This is a genomic window from Pseudomonas sp. 13B_3.2_Bac1 (assembly GCF_025466205.1).
In the GTDB taxonomy this organism is placed as follows: Bacteria; Pseudomonadota; Gammaproteobacteria; order Pseudomonadales; family Pseudomonadaceae; genus Aquipseudomonas; species Aquipseudomonas fluorescens_H.
This window is the reverse complement of record NZ_JANLOG010000009.1, coordinates 1-14,969: the sequence shown is the minus strand read 5'-3', so window position 1 is coordinate 14,969 and position 14,969 is coordinate 1. Positions and strand designations below refer to the sequence as shown.

At 60.5% G+C, this 14,969-nt stretch carries 13 protein-coding genes; 4 read left to right on the top strand and 9 right to left on the bottom strand.

The window, feature by feature from the left end; genetic code table 11:
* Positions 1-124: 124 nt before the first annotated feature.
* The 4 genes from pstA to NTD85_RS01120 form a co-directional block, all read right to left on the bottom strand.
* Complete coding sequence (pstA, locus tag NTD85_RS01135) at positions 125-1,795, bottom strand: phosphate ABC transporter permease PstA (RefSeq protein WP_003229620.1); 1,671 nt, start codon at positions 1,793-1,795, stop codon at positions 125-127.
* A gap of 15 nt (positions 1,796-1,810) precedes the next feature.
* Positions 1,811-3,844, bottom strand: a complete 2,034-nt coding sequence (locus NTD85_RS01130) for an ABC transporter permease subunit (RefSeq protein WP_262141249.1) — start codon at positions 3,842-3,844, stop codon at positions 1,811-1,813.
* Positions 3,845-4,270: 426 nt separating this feature from the next.
* Positions 4,271-5,275, bottom strand: a complete 1,005-nt coding sequence (locus NTD85_RS01125) for a phosphate ABC transporter substrate-binding protein PstS (protein WP_003229623.1) — start codon at positions 5,273-5,275, stop codon at positions 4,271-4,273.
* A gap of 255 nt (positions 5,276-5,530) precedes the next feature.
* Positions 5,531-6,829, bottom strand: a complete 1,299-nt coding sequence (locus NTD85_RS01120) for an MFS transporter (RefSeq protein WP_262141226.1) — start codon at positions 6,827-6,829, stop codon at positions 5,531-5,533.
* A 378-nt stretch (positions 6,830-7,207) separates the two neighbouring features.
* On the opposite strand from NTD85_RS01120, the gene NTD85_RS01115 reads away from it, so the two are divergent.
* Both NTD85_RS01115 and NTD85_RS01110 read left to right on the top strand, forming a co-directional pair.
* Positions 7,208-7,612, top strand: coding sequence for an acyl-CoA thioesterase (locus NTD85_RS01115; protein WP_003229628.1), 405 nt, complete (start codon positions 7,208-7,210; stop codon positions 7,610-7,612).
* A 58-nt stretch (positions 7,613-7,670) separates the two neighbouring features.
* Positions 7,671-8,570 (top strand): D-hexose-6-phosphate mutarotase, encoded by a 900-nt coding sequence (locus NTD85_RS01110; protein ID WP_003229630.1) that lies wholly within the window; start codon positions 7,671-7,673, stop codon positions 8,568-8,570.
* A gap of 125 nt (positions 8,571-8,695) precedes the next feature.
* Here NTD85_RS01110 and NTD85_RS01105 read toward each other — a convergent pair whose 3' ends face one another.
* The 4 genes from NTD85_RS01105 to purE all read right to left on the bottom strand — a co-directional run bounded on the left by NTD85_RS01105 (position 8,696) and on the right by purE (position 11,265).
* Positions 8,696-9,232, bottom strand: a complete 537-nt coding sequence (locus NTD85_RS01105) for a DUF3299 domain-containing protein (RefSeq protein ID WP_262141225.1) — start codon at positions 9,230-9,232, stop codon at positions 8,696-8,698.
* A 91-nt stretch (positions 9,233-9,323) separates the two neighbouring features.
* On the bottom strand, positions 9,324-9,569 hold the full coding sequence (locus NTD85_RS01100) for a GlsB/YeaQ/YmgE family stress response membrane protein (RefSeq protein WP_003229635.1): 246 nt from the start codon (positions 9,567-9,569) through the stop codon (positions 9,324-9,326).
* 111 nt (positions 9,570-9,680) lie between these two features.
* A complete protein-coding gene (locus NTD85_RS01095) occupies positions 9,681-10,763 on the bottom strand; it encodes a 5-(carboxyamino)imidazole ribonucleotide synthase (RefSeq protein WP_003229637.1) in 1,083 nt (360 codons plus the stop codon).
* Positions 10,764-10,773: 10 nt separating this feature from the next.
* Positions 10,774-11,265 carry a 5-(carboxyamino)imidazole ribonucleotide mutase gene (gene purE, locus NTD85_RS01090; RefSeq protein WP_003229641.1) on the bottom strand — a complete coding sequence of 164 codons (492 nt, stop codon included), beginning with the start codon at positions 11,263-11,265 and terminating at the stop codon, positions 10,774-10,776.
* Between the two features lie 424 nt (positions 11,266-11,689).
* On the opposite strand from purE, the gene NTD85_RS01085 reads away from it, so the two are divergent.
* Positions 11,690-12,259 carry a hypothetical protein gene (locus NTD85_RS01085; protein ID WP_003229643.1) on the top strand — a complete coding sequence of 190 codons (570 nt, stop codon included), beginning with the start codon at positions 11,690-11,692 and terminating at the stop codon, positions 12,257-12,259.
* A 60-nt stretch (positions 12,260-12,319) separates the two neighbouring features.
* On the opposite strand, the gene NTD85_RS01080 is transcribed toward NTD85_RS01085, so the two are convergent.
* Positions 12,320-13,231: a LysR substrate-binding domain-containing protein gene (locus NTD85_RS01080; protein WP_201136219.1), complete on the bottom strand. Its 912-nt coding sequence runs from the start codon at positions 13,229-13,231 to the stop codon at positions 12,320-12,322.
* A 180-nt stretch (positions 13,232-13,411) separates the two neighbouring features.
* Between NTD85_RS01080 and aspA the strand changes: the two genes are divergently transcribed.
* Positions 13,412-14,836 (top strand): aspartate ammonia-lyase, encoded by a 1,425-nt coding sequence (aspA, locus tag NTD85_RS01075; protein WP_003229645.1) that lies wholly within the window; start codon positions 13,412-13,414, stop codon positions 14,834-14,836.
* The last annotated feature ends 133 nt before the right edge of the window (positions 14,837-14,969 follow it).

Here is a 14,969-nt window from a genome sequence, read left to right as displayed (position 1 = left end):
CCGCTTGGTGCGGCTGTACTCAATCTAGGGTGGGAGCGGGCTTGCTCGCGAAGAGGCCGGCACACTCGACATCAATGTCGCCTGACCCACCGCTTTCGCGAGCAAGCCCGCTCCCACAGGGATATCAACTGTCCAAAGCTTTGTATTTTTCACGCAGGTGGTTACGAATCCACACCGCCGACAGGTTGAGGATCGCGATCACCAGCACCAGCAGCAGCGCCGTGGCGTACACCAGTGGCCGTGCCGCTTCGACGTTCGGGCTCTGGAAGCCGACGTCATAGATGTGGAAGCCCAGGTGCATGATCTTCTGGTCCAGGTGCAGGTACGGGTAGTTGCCGTCCACTGGCAGCGACGGCGCCAGTTTCACCACACCCACCAGCATCAGCGGCGCCACTTCACCGGCGGCGCGGGCCACGGCGAGGATCATGCCGGTCATCATCGCCGGGCTGGCCATCGGTATAACGATCTTCCACAGGGTTTCCGCCTTGGTCGCACCAAGGGCCAGCGAGCCCTCACGGACGGTACGCGGGATACGCGCCAGACCTTCCTCGGTCGCCACGATCACCACCGGTACCGCCAGCAGCGCCAGAGTCAGCGACGCCCAGAGCAGGCCCGGCGTACCGAAGGTCGGTGCCGGCAGTGCTTCCGGGAAGAACAGACGGTCAACCGAACCACCCAACACATAAACAAAGAAGCCCAGACCAAACACGCCGTAAACGATCGCCGGAACGCCCGCCAGGTTGTTCACCGCGATACGGATGATCCGGGTCAGGGTGTTCTGCTTGGCGTATTCGCGCAGGTACACCGCCGCCAGTACGCCGAACGGAGTCACGATCATCGCCATGATCAGGGTCATCATCACGGTGCCGAAAATCGCCGGGAAAATGCCGCCTTCGGTGTTCGCTTCACGCGGGTCATCCGAGAGGAATTCCCAGATCTTGCTGAAGTAGAAACCGACCTTGGTGAAGGTGCTCATCGCGTTCGGCTGATAGGCGTGAACGACTTTGCCCAGGCCGATTTCGATCTCTTTGCCGTTGGCATCGCGAGCGGTCAAAGCGTCGCGGTTGAACTGCGCATGCAGATCGGCCAGACGCGCTTCGATGTCCTGATAACGCGCGTTCAGCTCGGCACGTTCGGCGTCCATGTCCGCTTGCGCGGTGGCGTCGAGCTTGCCGTCGAGTTCCAGTTTGCGACCGTGCAGACGGATGCGTTCCAGGCCTGCGTTGATCGCCCCGATATCAGTCTTTTCCAGCGACTTGAGCTGCGCGGCGAGCTTGTTCACGCGGTCGATCCGCGCTTGCAGCTCAGGCCAGGCCGCTTCGCCTTCGGCGATCACCTTGCCGTCCTGTTTGACGTTGACCAGGTAGCCGTAGAAGTTGCCCCACTCGCGACGCTCGATCGCCATCAGTTCCGGCGGCGTGGTCTGGTTGGTCAGCCACTCGCCGACCACCCAGGTGAAGTCGTTGCCGTTCAGGTCACGGTTGCCGACTTTGATCAGCTCGCGGGTCATGAATTCCGGGCCCTGATCAGGCACCGGCAGGCCGGCGCTTTTCAGGCGTGCACGCGGCACTTCTTCTTTCTGTACCACTTCGCCGATGACCAGGTGATTGGCCTGGCCCGGTACGTCGTAGCTAGCATGGATCAGGTCCGCCGGCCAGAAGTGACCCAGACCGCGCACGGCAATCACCGCCAGCAGGCCAATGGTCATGATGACCGCGATGGACACCGCGCCACCGCTGATCCAGACGCCCGGGGCGCCGCTCTTGAACCATCCATTCAGGGAGTTCTGTTTCACAGACTTCTACCTTTCTTAAAGCGACGAGTATTTCTTGCGCAGACGCTGACGAATCAGTTCTGCCAGGGTGTTCATGACGAAGGTGAACAACAGCAGCACCAGCGCCGAGAGGAACAGCACGCGGTAGTGGCTGCCGCCGACTTCCGACTCGGGCATTTCCACCGCGACGTTGGCGGCCAGGGTGCGCAGGCCTTCGAACAGGTTCATTTCCATGACCGGGGTGTTACCCGTAGCCATCAGCACGATCATGGTTTCCCCGACCGCACGGCCCATGCCGATCATCAGTGCCGAGAAAATGCCCGGGCTGGCGGTGAGGATCACCACGCGGGTCATGGTCTGCCACGGCGTGGCACCGAGGGCCAGGGAGCCGAGGGTCAAGCCACGCGGCACGCTGAACACGGCGTCTTCGGCGATCGAGTAGATGTTCGGGATCACCGCAAAACCCATCGCCAGACCAACCACCAGAGCGTTGCGCTGGTCGTAGGTGATGCCCAGGTCGTGGGAGATCCACATGCGCATGTCGCCGCCAAAGAACCAGTTCTCCATGTACGGGCTCATGTACAGCGACAACCAACCGACAAACAGGATCACCGGAATCAGCAGCGCACTTTCCCAGCCATCCGGGACTTTCAGGCGGATCGACTCAGGCAGACGACTGAAGGTAAAACCGGCGACCAGAATGCCGATCGGCAGCAGCATCAGCAGGCTGAAGATGCCCGGCAGATGCCCTTCCACATACGGCGCGAGGAACAGACCGGCGAAGAAACCGAGGATCACCGTCGGCATCGCTTCCATCAGCTCGATCACCGGTTTGACCTTGCGGCGCATGCCCGGGGCCATGAAGTACGCGGTGTAGATCGCTGCGGCAACCGCCAGCGGTGCGGCCAGCAACATTGCGTAGAAAGCGGCTTTCAGGGTGCCGAAGGTCAGTGGCGAGAGGCTCAGTTTCGGTTCGAAATCGGTGTTGGCCGCAGTCGATTGCCAGACGTATTTAGGCTCGTCGTAGTTTTCGTACCAGACCTTGCTCCACAACGCGCTCCACGATACTTCCGGGTGCGGGTTGTCGAGCAGCAGCGGTTGCAGCTTGCCGCCGGCCTCGACGATCACCCGGTTGGCACGCGGCGACAGACCGAACAGGCCCTGACCCTCGACCACCGGATCGACCAGCAGGGTGCGGTGCGCGGTGCTGTGGAACACGCCGAGCTTGCCGCTGGCATCAAGGGCAACGAAGCCCTTGCGACGCTCTTCGGCAGTGATTTCAACGATCGGCGCAGTGCCCATCTGGAAGGTGCGGATCTGTTTCAGACGCAACTCGCCATCGGTATCGCGAGCCATGAACCATTGGGCCAGACCACCCGTGGAATCACCGATGATCAGCGAGATACCGCCCACCAGTTGGGTCGAGGCCGTGACTTGGGCGTCGGCGTTTTCCAGCAGTTTGTAGCGACCGTTGAGGCTCTTGTCGCGCAGGCTGAACACGTCGGCCTGGGCCCGCCCGTTGACCACGTACAGCCATTGCTGGCGCGGGTCGACGAAGATGTTCTTCACCGGCTCGGTCATCTGCGGCAGCTCGATACGCTTCTGCTCGTTGGTGACTTCGCCGGTCATCATGTTTTCTTCGCTGGTCAGCGCCAGCACATTGAGCTGCGAACCGGTCGAACCCACCAGCATCAGGGTCGAATCGGTCGCGTTGAGGCTGACGTGCTCCAGCGCCCCGCCGCCCTCGTTCACCGCGATCGGCGCTTCGCCGTACGGATACTCAATGGCCGGGGTGATGGTTTTCTTGCCATCGGGGTAGCTGACTTTATAGGTGTGACGGAACACCAGCGCCTGGCCGTTGGACAGGCCCACGGCTACCAGCGGATGACCTGGCTGGTCTTCGCCAATGGAGGTCACGGTGGTGCCGGCTGGCACAGGCAGATCGACGCGCTTCAATTCAGCGCCACTGTCGATGTCGAAAAACAGCGCCTGGCCCTTGTCGGAAACGCGCATCGCCACCTGATTCTGCTCTTCGAGCGAAATCATCAGCGGCTTGCCGGCGTCCTGCATCCAGGCGGGGGTAATGGCATCCTTCGCGGTCAGGCTGGCGCCGTGGAACAACGGTGCAACGACGTAGGCGAGGAAGAAGAAGATCAGGGTGATGGCTGCCAGCACGGCGAGGCCGCCGACGAGGACGTACCAGCGGGTGAAGCGATCCTTGAGCGCGCGAATGCGGCGCTTGCGTTGCAGCTCAGGCGTATTGAAATCAATGCGCTTGGGAGGGGAAGTCGTAGTCATTGGGGAATTGGCCAGATCATTCATGCGCACACCCTAGCGATCCTGTATGACAGAAAGATGACAATGCAGTGACGCACCAAATCCGCCGCCAGCGGGGTACTGGCAGTGGATAGAAAAATTCGGAGGGTGTGGGAGCCGGCCGCTTGCGGACCGGGCCCCACACTTGAGTCAGGCGGGGTTCACCCCTGACTCAATTTGTTACTTTTTTGCGACTTCAGCGCCGCCTTCCTGCAGACCCAGGTCAGCCAGTGCTTTTGCAGCAACCTTGGCTGGCAACGGGATGTAGCCGTCTTTCACTACGACTTCCTGACCCTGTTTCGACAGAACCAGTTTCACGAACTCGGCTTCCAGCGGGGCCAGAGGCTTGTTCGGTGCCTTGTTCACGTAAACGTAGAGAAAGCGCGACAGCGGGTACTTGCCGTTCAGGGCGTTTTCTTCGGTGTCTTCGATGAAGTCAGTGCTGCCTTTCTTCGACAGAGCAACGGTTTTCACGCTGGCGGTCTTGTAGCCGATGCCCGAGTAACCGATGCCGTTCAGCGAGGAGCTGATCGACTGCACGACCGACGCCGAACCTGGCTGTTCGTTGACGTTAGGCTTGTAGTCGCCTTTGCACAGGGCTTCTTCCTTGAAGTAGCCGTAGGTGCCGGATACCGAGTTACGGCCGAACAGTTGCACTGGCTTGTTGGCCAGGTCGCCGGTTACGCCGAGGTCGCCCCAGGTTTTCACGTCGGCTTTGGCGCCGCACAGACGGGTGGACGAGAAGATCGCGTCAACCTGTTCCATGGTCAGGTGCTGGATCGGGTTGTCCTTGTGCACGAACACCGCCAGGGCGTCCACGGCAACCGGGATTGCGGTTGGCTTGTAGCCGTATTTCTGCTCGAAGGCCGCCAGTTCGGTGTCCTTCATCTTGCGGCTCATCGGGCCCAGGTTGGAGGTGCCTTCAGTCAGCGCAGGTGGCGCGGTGGCGGAGCCAGCGGCCTGAATCTGGATGTTTACGTTCGGGTATTCTTTCTTGTAGTTCTCAGCCCACAGGGTCATGAGGTTGGCCAGAGTGTCGGAACCAACGCTGGACAGGTTGCCCGAGACACCGGTGACTTTGGTGTAAGCCGGAATTGACGGGTCAACGCCAGCGGCTACCGCGTGGGCAGTCGCAACGCCAGCAGCGACAAAAGTCATTGCCGCCATCAAACGCTTCAGTTTCATGCCTTACTCCTAGCAGATAGGGGGTGTTAAGTCGGGGCCAAGTATCAGCAGGCCGTGTGAACACTCTATGGCTGAAATATGACAATTGGATGAAAGGCCAGTATCGGGGTTTTGCAGGATGATTCGAAGATCTCAGAGAACAACACAGAACTAATGTGGGAGCGGGCTTGCTCGCGAAGAGGCCGTGTCAGCCTATTCATATGCAGACTGACACAACGCATTCGCGAGCAAGCCCGCTCCCACAGGTGAAGATTTTCAGCGCCCCTTCTTCCAGAGCCACGCCCCCACCAGAATCCCCATCGTGCAAAGGACGGCCACATAGTAAGCCGGGCCCATCGCACTCTCTTTAAGCAGCAGGCTGACCACCATTGGCGTCAGGCCACCGAAGATCGCGTACGCCACGTTGTACGAGAACGACAGCCCGCTGAAGCGCACCACCGGCGGGAACGCCTTGACCATCACGTATGGCACCGCACCGATGGTGCCGACCAGCAGACCGGTCAGCGCATACAGCGGGAACAGCCAGTTCGGATGATCAGCGAGGCTGTGATAGAAGGTCCAGGAACTGATCAGCAAGCCCAGCGAACCGAAGACAAACACCCGGCCGGCGCCGAAACGATCCGCCAGGGCACCGGAGATGATGCAGCCGACGCTGAGGAACACGATCGCCAGGCTGTTCGATTGCAACGCAATCGTCGGCGAAAAGTGATAGACCGTCTGCAGCACGGTCGGGGTCATCAGGATCACCACGACGATCCCGGCGGACAGCAGCCAGGTCAGCAGCATCGAGATCGCAATCGCCCCGCGATGGTCACGCAGCACCGCGCGCAGCGGCACTTCTTCGGCCAGCGCCTTGCGCAGTTGCAGCTCGGCGAACACCGGGGTCTCGTGCAGCCAGCGACGCAGATACACCGAGAACAGACCGAATACACCACCGAGCAGGAACGGGATGCGCCAGGCGTAATCCGCGACTTCCCCCGGCGTATAAATGCTGTTGATTGCCGTAGCGACCAGAGAGCCGAGCAGGATGCCCGCCGTCAGGCCGCTGGTCAGGGTGCCGCAGGCGTAGCCGATGTGCTTTTGCGGCACGTGTTCGGAAACGAAGACCCACGCCCCCGGCACCTCACCACCAATCGCCGCGCCCTGGATCACCCGCATCAACAGCAGCAGGATCGGCGCCCACATACCGATCTGCGCGTAGGTTGGCAGCAGGCCCATGATCAGGGTCGGCACGGCCATCATGAAAATGCTCAGGGTGAACATCTTCTTGCGTCCCAGCAGGTCGCCGAAGTGCGCCATGACGATGCCGCCCAGCGGCCGCGCCAGGTAACCGGCGGCGAAAATGCCGAAGGTCTGCATCAGGCGCAGCCACTCGGGCATGTCGGCCGGGAAAAACAGCTTGCCGACCACGGTGGCGAAGAACACGAAGATGATGAAGTCGTAAAACTCCAGCGCACCGCCCAGGGCCGATAGCGACAGAGTCTTGTAGTCATTGCGGGTCAGGGGGCGTGCAGGTTGCTCGGGCTGCGCGAGGCTCGAAGGCGCTGTGGTCATGGCAAGGGCTTCTCTTATAGTCGGATCCGCCGCCACAACAACGCTGGCTGTGGCTTCGGCAGGTTCGGCACCATAGCAAATTGTTCGAAAAAGCACATAGAGGCGCGTATTTGACGGTCAAAATCAGAACCCGATGGTCGTCGCGGAGTCTACCGACCGATATACTCGCAACCTTGCTCCGGTTTGTAGGGGGTTGCTGTGCGAAAACGTCGTTGGCCCGGCCTTTGAACGGGATCAGCCGGTTTCGCAGAGTTTCCCCTTTAGTTGCCTTATGGAAAACGTGACGAACGCAGTATGTTCGGTGCTGAATCGTTTTTCCCGAAGACGGCTACCACCAGCAATACCAAAGAAGAGTCACGGGTCAGAGGCACCCCCGGCATGATAGAGCTCGAACAAGAAGATCCGATCCCGCAAGGCGACCTGGCCCTGCAAATTACCGCACTCCCCCGCGAAACCAACGGCTTTGGCGATATTTTCGGCGGCTGGCTGGTGGCGCAGATGGATCTGGCCGGCACTGCGATGGCCAGCCGGGTTGCCGGTGGCCGTGTGGCGACCGTGGCCATCGACCGCATGGCGTTCCTGGTGCCGGTCGCGGTGGGCGCGCAATTGTCCTTTTACACCCAGACCCTGGAAATCGGCCGCAGCTCGATCCAGATGATGGTCGAGGTGTGGAGCGACGATCCGCTGTCCAGCGAGTGGCGTAAAGTGACCGAAGCGGTGTTCGTCTTCGTCGCCATCGACGGCAGCGGTCGTACCCGTTCGGTACCGCCACGCGCGCGTTAAACCTCGCCGCGGTTTTGCGGTCGATAGTCGTCCCAAGTGTCTGATCGAGAGCTGCCCCATGAACACGCCCAACGTTGAAGCCGTGAAACTGGATGAACTGAACTGCTGGCGCATCCGCCACGGTCAGGCCGAAGTGCTGGTGGCCCAGCAAGGCGCGCACATCCTCAGTTATCAGGTTGACGGTCAGCCGCCGATCATCTGGCTCAACGACAAGGCGCTGTTCAAGACCGGCAAGAGCATCCGCGCCGGTGTGCCGGTGTGCTGGCCGTGGTTCGGTGTGTTTGATCGCAACCCGCAAAGCGTGCAAGCCATGCGCGTCAGCGAAGAACCGGCAGCGTCCCACGGTTTCGTCCGGGCGATGGATTGGCAACTGGGCGGCATCGAAGCCGAGGACGATGGCATCAAAGTCGAGTTCAAGCTGCCGTATCCCGAAGGTGGCTTCCCGGGTTGGCCGCACCAGGTCGATCTGACCCTGACCCTGCACCTGAATGATCAACTGCACATCAGCCTGACCAGCCACAACCGGGGCGCCGAAAGCGTCAGCATCAGCCAGGCGCTGCACAGTTACTTCGCGGTCAGCGATGTGCGCAACGTGCACGTCGACGGTGTGGACGGCCTGGACTACATCGAGACTCTGGACAACTGGAATACCCACAAACAGCAGGGCGAGCTGCGCTTCGCCGGGGAAACCGACCGCATCTACCTCGACGCTCCGCCGCAACTGAGCATCGTCGATCCGACCTGGAAACGGCGCATCGTGCTGACCGCCACTGGCTCACGCACGGCGGTGATCTGGAACCCATGGATCGACCGCGCAGCGGCGTTCAGCGACATGGACAACGATGGCTGGCAGCGCATGCTGTGCATCGAGACGGCGAATGTGATGGATGACGTGGTCACGCTGGGCTCGGGTGTGAGCCATACGATGGGTGTCAGCGTCGGCAGCAAACCGCTTTAAACCCTGGTGCGAAACAAACTGTGGGAGCGGGCTTGCTCGCGAATGCGGTGTGTCAGATACATTAATCTCTCTGATACACCGCATTCGCGAGCAAGCCCGCTCCCACAGTTGTTTTGTGGCAAGTGTTAGAGATCGGACTCTTGCACCACCCGCACCTTGTCCGCATCCAGCGCGTACGCCGCGTCCGCCAGATCGTTGTTGACCTTCTCGATCTTCAGCGTACCGGTCACCCACAGCGGCGTGTAGATGTCATCCAGCTTCAAGCCTTTGGGATAACGCACCAGCACCAGTTGGTTCGGCGGCGGTGGCGGCACGTGGATGCAAGCGCCCGGGTACGGCACGAGGAAGAACACCGTGGTGCGGCCCTTGGCATCGGACTCCAGCGGCACCGGATAACCACCGATACGAATGTGCTTGTCGTTCATCGCCGCCACGGTTTTGGTCGAATACATCACCGCCGGCAAACCCTTGGCCTGCTTCATGCCACCCTTCTGGGTGAACGTGCCGGTGGCTTCCGGGGAGTTGTGATCGATTTCAGGCATGGCCTCGAGGGCTTTCTGGTCCGACTTGGGCATCAGTTCCAGCCAGTCGGTTTCCGGCAGTTCGCCGGCGTGGGCCAAACCGCTGCCCAGAAAAAGGAGAGTCAACAAAATGCGGCGCATGGAGGAGCTCGGTAAAAAAGAAGGGACGAACAGTCGCCGCGCATTCTAGCCCTCCCCACCGGTTTGGCAGAGAGGGCTTTGTCGCTTTGGATCAGTTCTTTTTGATCAGGCCGTAGATCACCAGCAGCACGATCGCGCCGACCAGTGCGCCAATGAAGCCTGCGCCCTGACCTGCCTGATAGATGCCCAGGGCCTGGCCGCCGTAGGTGGCTGCCAGCGAACCGCCGATACCGAGCAGGATGGTCATGATCCAGCCCATGCTGTCATCGCCCGGTTTGAGAAAGCGTGCCAGCAGGCCGACGATCAAGCCGATAAAGATGGTTCCGATAATTCCCATGGCATTTCCCTCTGAATAGTAGATATGCGAAAGCCTAGTCAGACTTTCGCATCCTGCCATCAGAGAACGGCGGCCCCGCAATGGTTCCGCCGCGGCCAGATGAAACTGCTTTTACTCGGCGATCAGCGCTTCGACCTTGACGATCTGCGCCTGCAGCGTGGCCATGTCGGCGCAGCGCAGGTTGGCGTGACCGACCTTGCGCCCGGCCTTGAAGGCTTTGCCGTAGTGATGCAGATGGCAATCTTCGATGGCGATGACCTTCTCCACCGGCGGAACCACGCCGATGAAGTTGAGCATCGCGCTCTCGCCGACTTTGGCCGTCGAACCCAGCGGCAGGCCGGCAACGGCGCGCAGGTGGTTTTCGAACTGGCTGCACTCGGCGCCTTCGGTGGTCCAGTGCCCGGAGTTGTGCACGCGCGGGGCGATTTCGTTGGCCTTCAGGCCACCGTCGACTTCAAAGAACTCGAACGCCATCACGCCGACGTAATCCAGGTGCTTGAGCACGCGGCTGGAATAGTCTTCAGCCAGCGCCTGTAGCGGGTGATCGGTGCTGGCCACCGACAGCTTGAGGATGCCGCTGTCGTGGGTGTTGTGTACCAGCGGATAGAACCTGGTTTCACCGTCGCGGGCACGCACGGCGATCAGCGAGACTTCGCCAGTGAACGGCACGAAGCCTTCCAGCAGGCAGGCAACGCTGCCCAGTTCAGCGAACGTACCAACCACGTCTTCCGGCTTGCGCAGGACTTTCTGGCCCTTGCCGTCGTAACCCAGGGTGCGGGTTTTCAGCACCGCCGGCAGACCGATGGCAGCCACGGCGGCATCCAGGTCGGCTTGCGACTGAATGTCGGCGAAGGCCGGGGTCGGGATGCCCAGGTCCTTGAACATGCTCTTCTCGAACCAGCGGTCGCGAGCGATGCGCAGGGCTTCGGCACTCGGGTACACCGGCACGAATTGCGAGAGGAACGCCACGGTTTCGGCCGGGACGCTTTCGAACTCGAAGGTCACCAGATCGACTTCATCGGCCAACTGGCGCAGGTGATCCTGATCGCCGTAATCGGCCCGCAGGTGTTCGCCCAGTGCCGCGGCGCAAGCGTCCGGCGCAGGGTCGAGGAAAGCGAAGTTCATGCCCAGCGGAGTGCCCGCCAGCGCCAACATGCGGCCCAACTGGCCGCCACCGATTACACCGATCTTCATCTCAACAACCTCAGGCAATACGTGGGTCTGGATTGTCCAGGACGCTGTCTGTCTGCTCGGCACGGAAGGTTTTCAGTACCGCGTGGAACTGTGGATGCTTGGCGCCGAGAATGCTCGCCGAGAGCAGCGCAGCATTGATCGCGCCGGCCTTGCCGATGGCCAGGGTGGCAACCGGAATGCCCGCCGGCATCTGCACGATCGACAGCAGCGAATCGACGCCCGAGAGCATCGACGACTGCACCGGAACGCCCAGCACCGGCAGGTGGGTCTTGGCCGCACACATGCCTGGCAGGTGGGCTGCGCCACCGGCACCGGCGATGATCACCTCGATGCCGCGGCCCTCAGCCTCTTCGGCGTACTGGAACAGCAGATCCGGGGTGCGGTGGGCAGAAACCACCTTGACCTCGTACGGGATGCCGAGCTTTTCCAGCATATCGGCGGTGTGGCTAAGGGTGGACCAATCGGACTTGGAGCCCATGATCACGCCAACCAGTGCACTCATCGTCGCGCCTCTTCTCTCTGGGCGCCCGCAGGCGCGTCAAAAACAACAAGCCACGCAGGATTGCGTGGCTTGATTGTACGAAAAATGGCCGGACGTGCCGGCCGAAGGCCGCGCAGTATACCGCAAAGAAAGCAATAAACAGCCCCCGATTCGACCATCTGTCAGCCGAGGCAATACAGCGGTTTTATTGACTCGAGAATCAAGAACATCCCTCCTGAACTGCACCCGATAAACGCCAAGTAAAGAGCATCAGGAAATAAAAGCTAAAACACTAACCAGCCGCGTCACACGCTACCAATGTTATATAAACAACGTGAAGTTGCGGCAACTTGCGAACTTCAACTTAATAAAATATTTCGCCCTTATTAAATCATCAATATTTTCGGCACCCACCACCGAATCCAGAAACCATCGGAGCATTTAAATGCCACACCCATTGCTGTTATTAGTGTTTGTTCATAAGGATCTGGCAGATCATGACGCTGATGATATTTACGAAAAACAATTCAAATGGTTGGCCAAGGAATTCGAAACACTTTCCGGACGGCCGCTCGCAATCCTTTTCAAGTCACCTTCAGACGCGCCGGCCCTCACAGACCTGAGCTACAAGATTGACAGCCCGGAACAGACACTTCTTTCCTGGTCTAAAAAAGTCGAACAGCATAAACAGACCCAACCCGCCGACACTTATACCAACCACACGCGCAAGTACCTTCTGCTGACACGCGACAATCTCAGCAGCACGGTTGCAGGGATTGCAAGTCAAACGGGGTTTGTTGCCATTGCATCCATTAACGGTGACCAGACACCCGCGCATGAAGTGGGGCATATGTTCGGCGCACGCCATGAAGACTTCGAGGTTTATTACAACGGTTGGTGGGATGAAACCATCATGGCCTCCGGATCGCTTGAATCCTCTCTCAGAGGCAATGCCAAACGCTTCAGTGATAAAAACCGGGAAAGAATCCGCAAGTATCTCGAAGAAAATGCTTGAAACGCTTTAAGTCATGAACAACAGCGTGAAAGCCCATTGAGACTTTCACGCCTGGGCCCCTCAAGTCGCCGGGCCGGCTGCCCCGCCCTCAAGCTTGCGCCACAACAAGCGCACGTTGGCCTTGCGCACCAGTGCGCAGCGATACAGACGAATCTCCAGCGGCACATGCCATTGCGGGCCGCCGCAAACAACGAGTTCACCTCGGCCAAGTTCGGCGCGCACGCTCAACTGCGGCACCCAGGCGATGCCGAGGCCTTCCAGCGCCATGCTCTTGAGGCTGTCGGCCATGGCGGTTTCGTAAATGGTGGTAAAGCGCAACTGACGCTGGCGCAGCAGACCATTCACCGAACGCCCGAGAAACGCCCCGGCGCTATAGGCCAGCAGCGGCACACTGGCTTCGCCTTCCAGATCGAACAGCGGTTTGCCATCGGCGTCCGCTGCACACACCGGCAGCATTTCGGTCTGGCCCAGGTGCAGCGACGGGAAGATTTCCGGGTCCATCTGCATTGCCGCGTCCGGGTCGTAGAACGCCAGCATCAGGTCGCAGCCACCCTCGCGCAGCGCGTGCACCGCGTCGCCGACGTTGGTCGCCACCAGCCGCGTGGCGATGTTCAAGCCTTCGTTGCGCAATTGCGCGATCCAGCGCGGGAAGAAGCCCAGCGCCAGCGAGTGCGCCGCCGCGACCTGGATCACCTCGCCCTGCCCGCCTTCCAGATGATGCAGATGACGCAGCACTTCGCCGAGCTGTTCGACCACGGTGCGCGCGGTCACCAGAAACAGTTGCCCGGCCGCCGTCAGCTCGATCGGCGTGCGCGAGCGGTTGACCAGCGTCAGCCCCAGAGCGGCCTCGAGGCTGCGGATTCGCCGGCTGAAGGCCGGCTGGGTCACGAAGCGCCGTTCGGCCGCCTGCGAGAAGCTGCGGGTGGCGGCCAGGGCACTGAAGTCCTCGAGCCATTTGCTTTCCAGATTCATCACGTCCTCCCGGACACGCACCAAAACAGGTCACACGTCTGCCGCGCACGCGGCGTCACACCGGCATTATGCCGAATGTGCATAGGCCAGTGTTTAACAGCATTGGCCCAAAAAATCCCGGAAGCCTAGCATTCGCAGCGTTCCGGCATAGACCGGGTCCATATCGAGATGATTTCTATCATGTCCTCCGCTGCATCTTTCCGCACAGAAAATGACCTGCTTGGCGCCCTCGAAGTACCGGCTCAAGCGTATTACGGCATCCAGACCCTGCGAGCGGTGAACAACTTCCGTCTCTCCGGCGTTCCGATTTCGCATTACCCGAAACTGGTTGTCGGTCTGGCCATGGTCAAACAGGCCGCTGCAGACGCCAACCGTGAACTGGGTCATCTGAGCGAAGCCAAGCACGCTGCCATCAGCGAAGCCTGTGCCCGATTGATCCGCGGTGATTTCCACGAAGAGTTCGTGGTCGACATGATTCAAGGTGGCGCCGGTACCTCCACCAACATGAACGCCAACGAAGTGATCGCCAACATTGCACTCGAAGCAATGGGTCACCAGAAAGGCGAGTACCAGTACCTGCACCCGAACGACGACGTCAACATGGCGCAGTCGACCAACGACGCCTACCCGACCGCGATCCGCCTGGGTCTGCTGCTGGGTCACGACGCGCTGTTGGCCAGCCTCGACAGCCTGATTCAGGCCTTCGCGGCCAAGGGTGAAGAATTCAACCACGTCCTGAAGATGGGTCGTACCCAGTTGCAAGACGCCGTGCCGATGACTTTGGGTCAAGAGTTCCGTGCTTTCGCCACCACCATGGGCGAAGACCTGGCCCGTCTGAAGACGCTGGCCCCGGAACTGCTGACTGAAGTGAACCTGGGCGGCACCGCGATCGGCACCGGCATCAACGCCGACCCGCGTTATCAAGCGCTGGCCGTTCAACGCCTGGCACTGATCAGCGGTCAGCCGCTGGTGCCCGCTGCCGACCTGATCGAAGCCACCTCCGACATGGGCGCCTTCGTGCTGTTCTCCGGCATGCTCAAGCGCACCGCGGTCAAGCTGTCGAAGATCTGCAATGACCTGCGCCTGCTGTCCAGCGGCCCACGTACCGGCATCAACGAAATCAACCTGCCAGCGCGTCAGCCAGGCAGCTCGATCATGCCCGGCAAGGTCAACCCGGTGATTCCGGAAGCCGTTAACCAGGTGGCCTTCCAGGTCATCGGTAACGATCTGGCGCTGACCATGGCAGCCGAAGGCGGCCAACTGCAACTGAACGTGATGGAGCCGCTGATCGCGTTCAAGATCCTCGACTCGATCCGCCTGCTGCAACGCGCCATGGACATGCTGCGCGAGCACTGCATCGTCGGCATCACCGCGAACGAAGCGCGCTGTCGCGAACTGGTCGAGCACTCGATCGGTCTGGTCACCGCGCTGAACCCGTACATCGGCTACAAAAACGCCACCCGCATCGCCCGTATCGCCCTTGAAAGCGGCCGCGGCGTGCTGGAACTGGTGCGCGAAGAAGGCCTGCTCGACGAAGCGATGCTCGCCGACATCCTGCGCCCGGAAAACATGATTGCCCCGCGTCTGGTTCCGCTCAAAGCCTGAGCCGACGCGTTACTTGTAGCACCGCTCACCAGGTCGAGGGACTAGACACCTCTCACCTTTTGAGGGCTTGGGGATCAGTCCCCAAGCCCTTTTTTTTAACTTTCTGACCCTGAGACCCGTATGTCTGGGGACT

Excerpts from the sequence above, each read along its gene's own strand:
- NTD85_RS01130 (WP_262141249.1), bottom strand. The coding sequence starts at position 3,844 with ATGCAGGACGCCGGCAAGCCGCTGATGATTTCGCTCGAAGAGCAGAAT.
- NTD85_RS01125 (WP_003229623.1), bottom strand. The coding sequence starts at position 5,275 with ATGAAACTGAAGCGTTTGATGGCGGCAATGACTTTTGTCGCTGCTGGC.
- NTD85_RS01120 (WP_262141226.1), bottom strand. The coding sequence starts at position 6,829 with ATGACCACAGCGCCTTCGAGCCTCGCGCAGCCCGAGCAACCTGCACGC.
- NTD85_RS01115 (WP_003229628.1), top strand. The coding sequence starts at position 7,208 with ATGATAGAGCTCGAACAAGAAGATCCGATCCCGCAAGGCGACCTGGCC.
- NTD85_RS01110 (WP_003229630.1), top strand. The coding sequence starts at position 7,671 with ATGAACACGCCCAACGTTGAAGCCGTGAAACTGGATGAACTGAACTGC.
- NTD85_RS01105 (WP_262141225.1), bottom strand. The coding sequence starts at position 9,232 with ATGCGCCGCATTTTGTTGACTCTCCTTTTTCTGGGCAGCGGTTTGGCC.
- NTD85_RS01100 (WP_003229635.1), bottom strand. The coding sequence starts at position 9,569 with ATGGGAATTATCGGAACCATCTTTATCGGCTTGATCGTCGGCCTGCTG.
- NTD85_RS01095 (WP_003229637.1), bottom strand. The coding sequence starts at position 10,763 with ATGAAGATCGGTGTAATCGGTGGCGGCCAGTTGGGCCGCATGTTGGCG.
- purE (WP_003229641.1), bottom strand. The coding sequence starts at position 11,265 with ATGAGTGCACTGGTTGGCGTGATCATGGGCTCCAAGTCCGATTGGTCC.
- NTD85_RS01085 (WP_003229643.1), top strand. The coding sequence starts at position 11,690 with ATGCCACACCCATTGCTGTTATTAGTGTTTGTTCATAAGGATCTGGCA.
- NTD85_RS01080 (WP_201136219.1), bottom strand. The coding sequence starts at position 13,231 with ATGAATCTGGAAAGCAAATGGCTCGAGGACTTCAGTGCCCTGGCCGCC.
- aspA (WP_003229645.1), top strand. The coding sequence starts at position 13,412 with ATGTCCTCCGCTGCATCTTTCCGCACAGAAAATGACCTGCTTGGCGCC.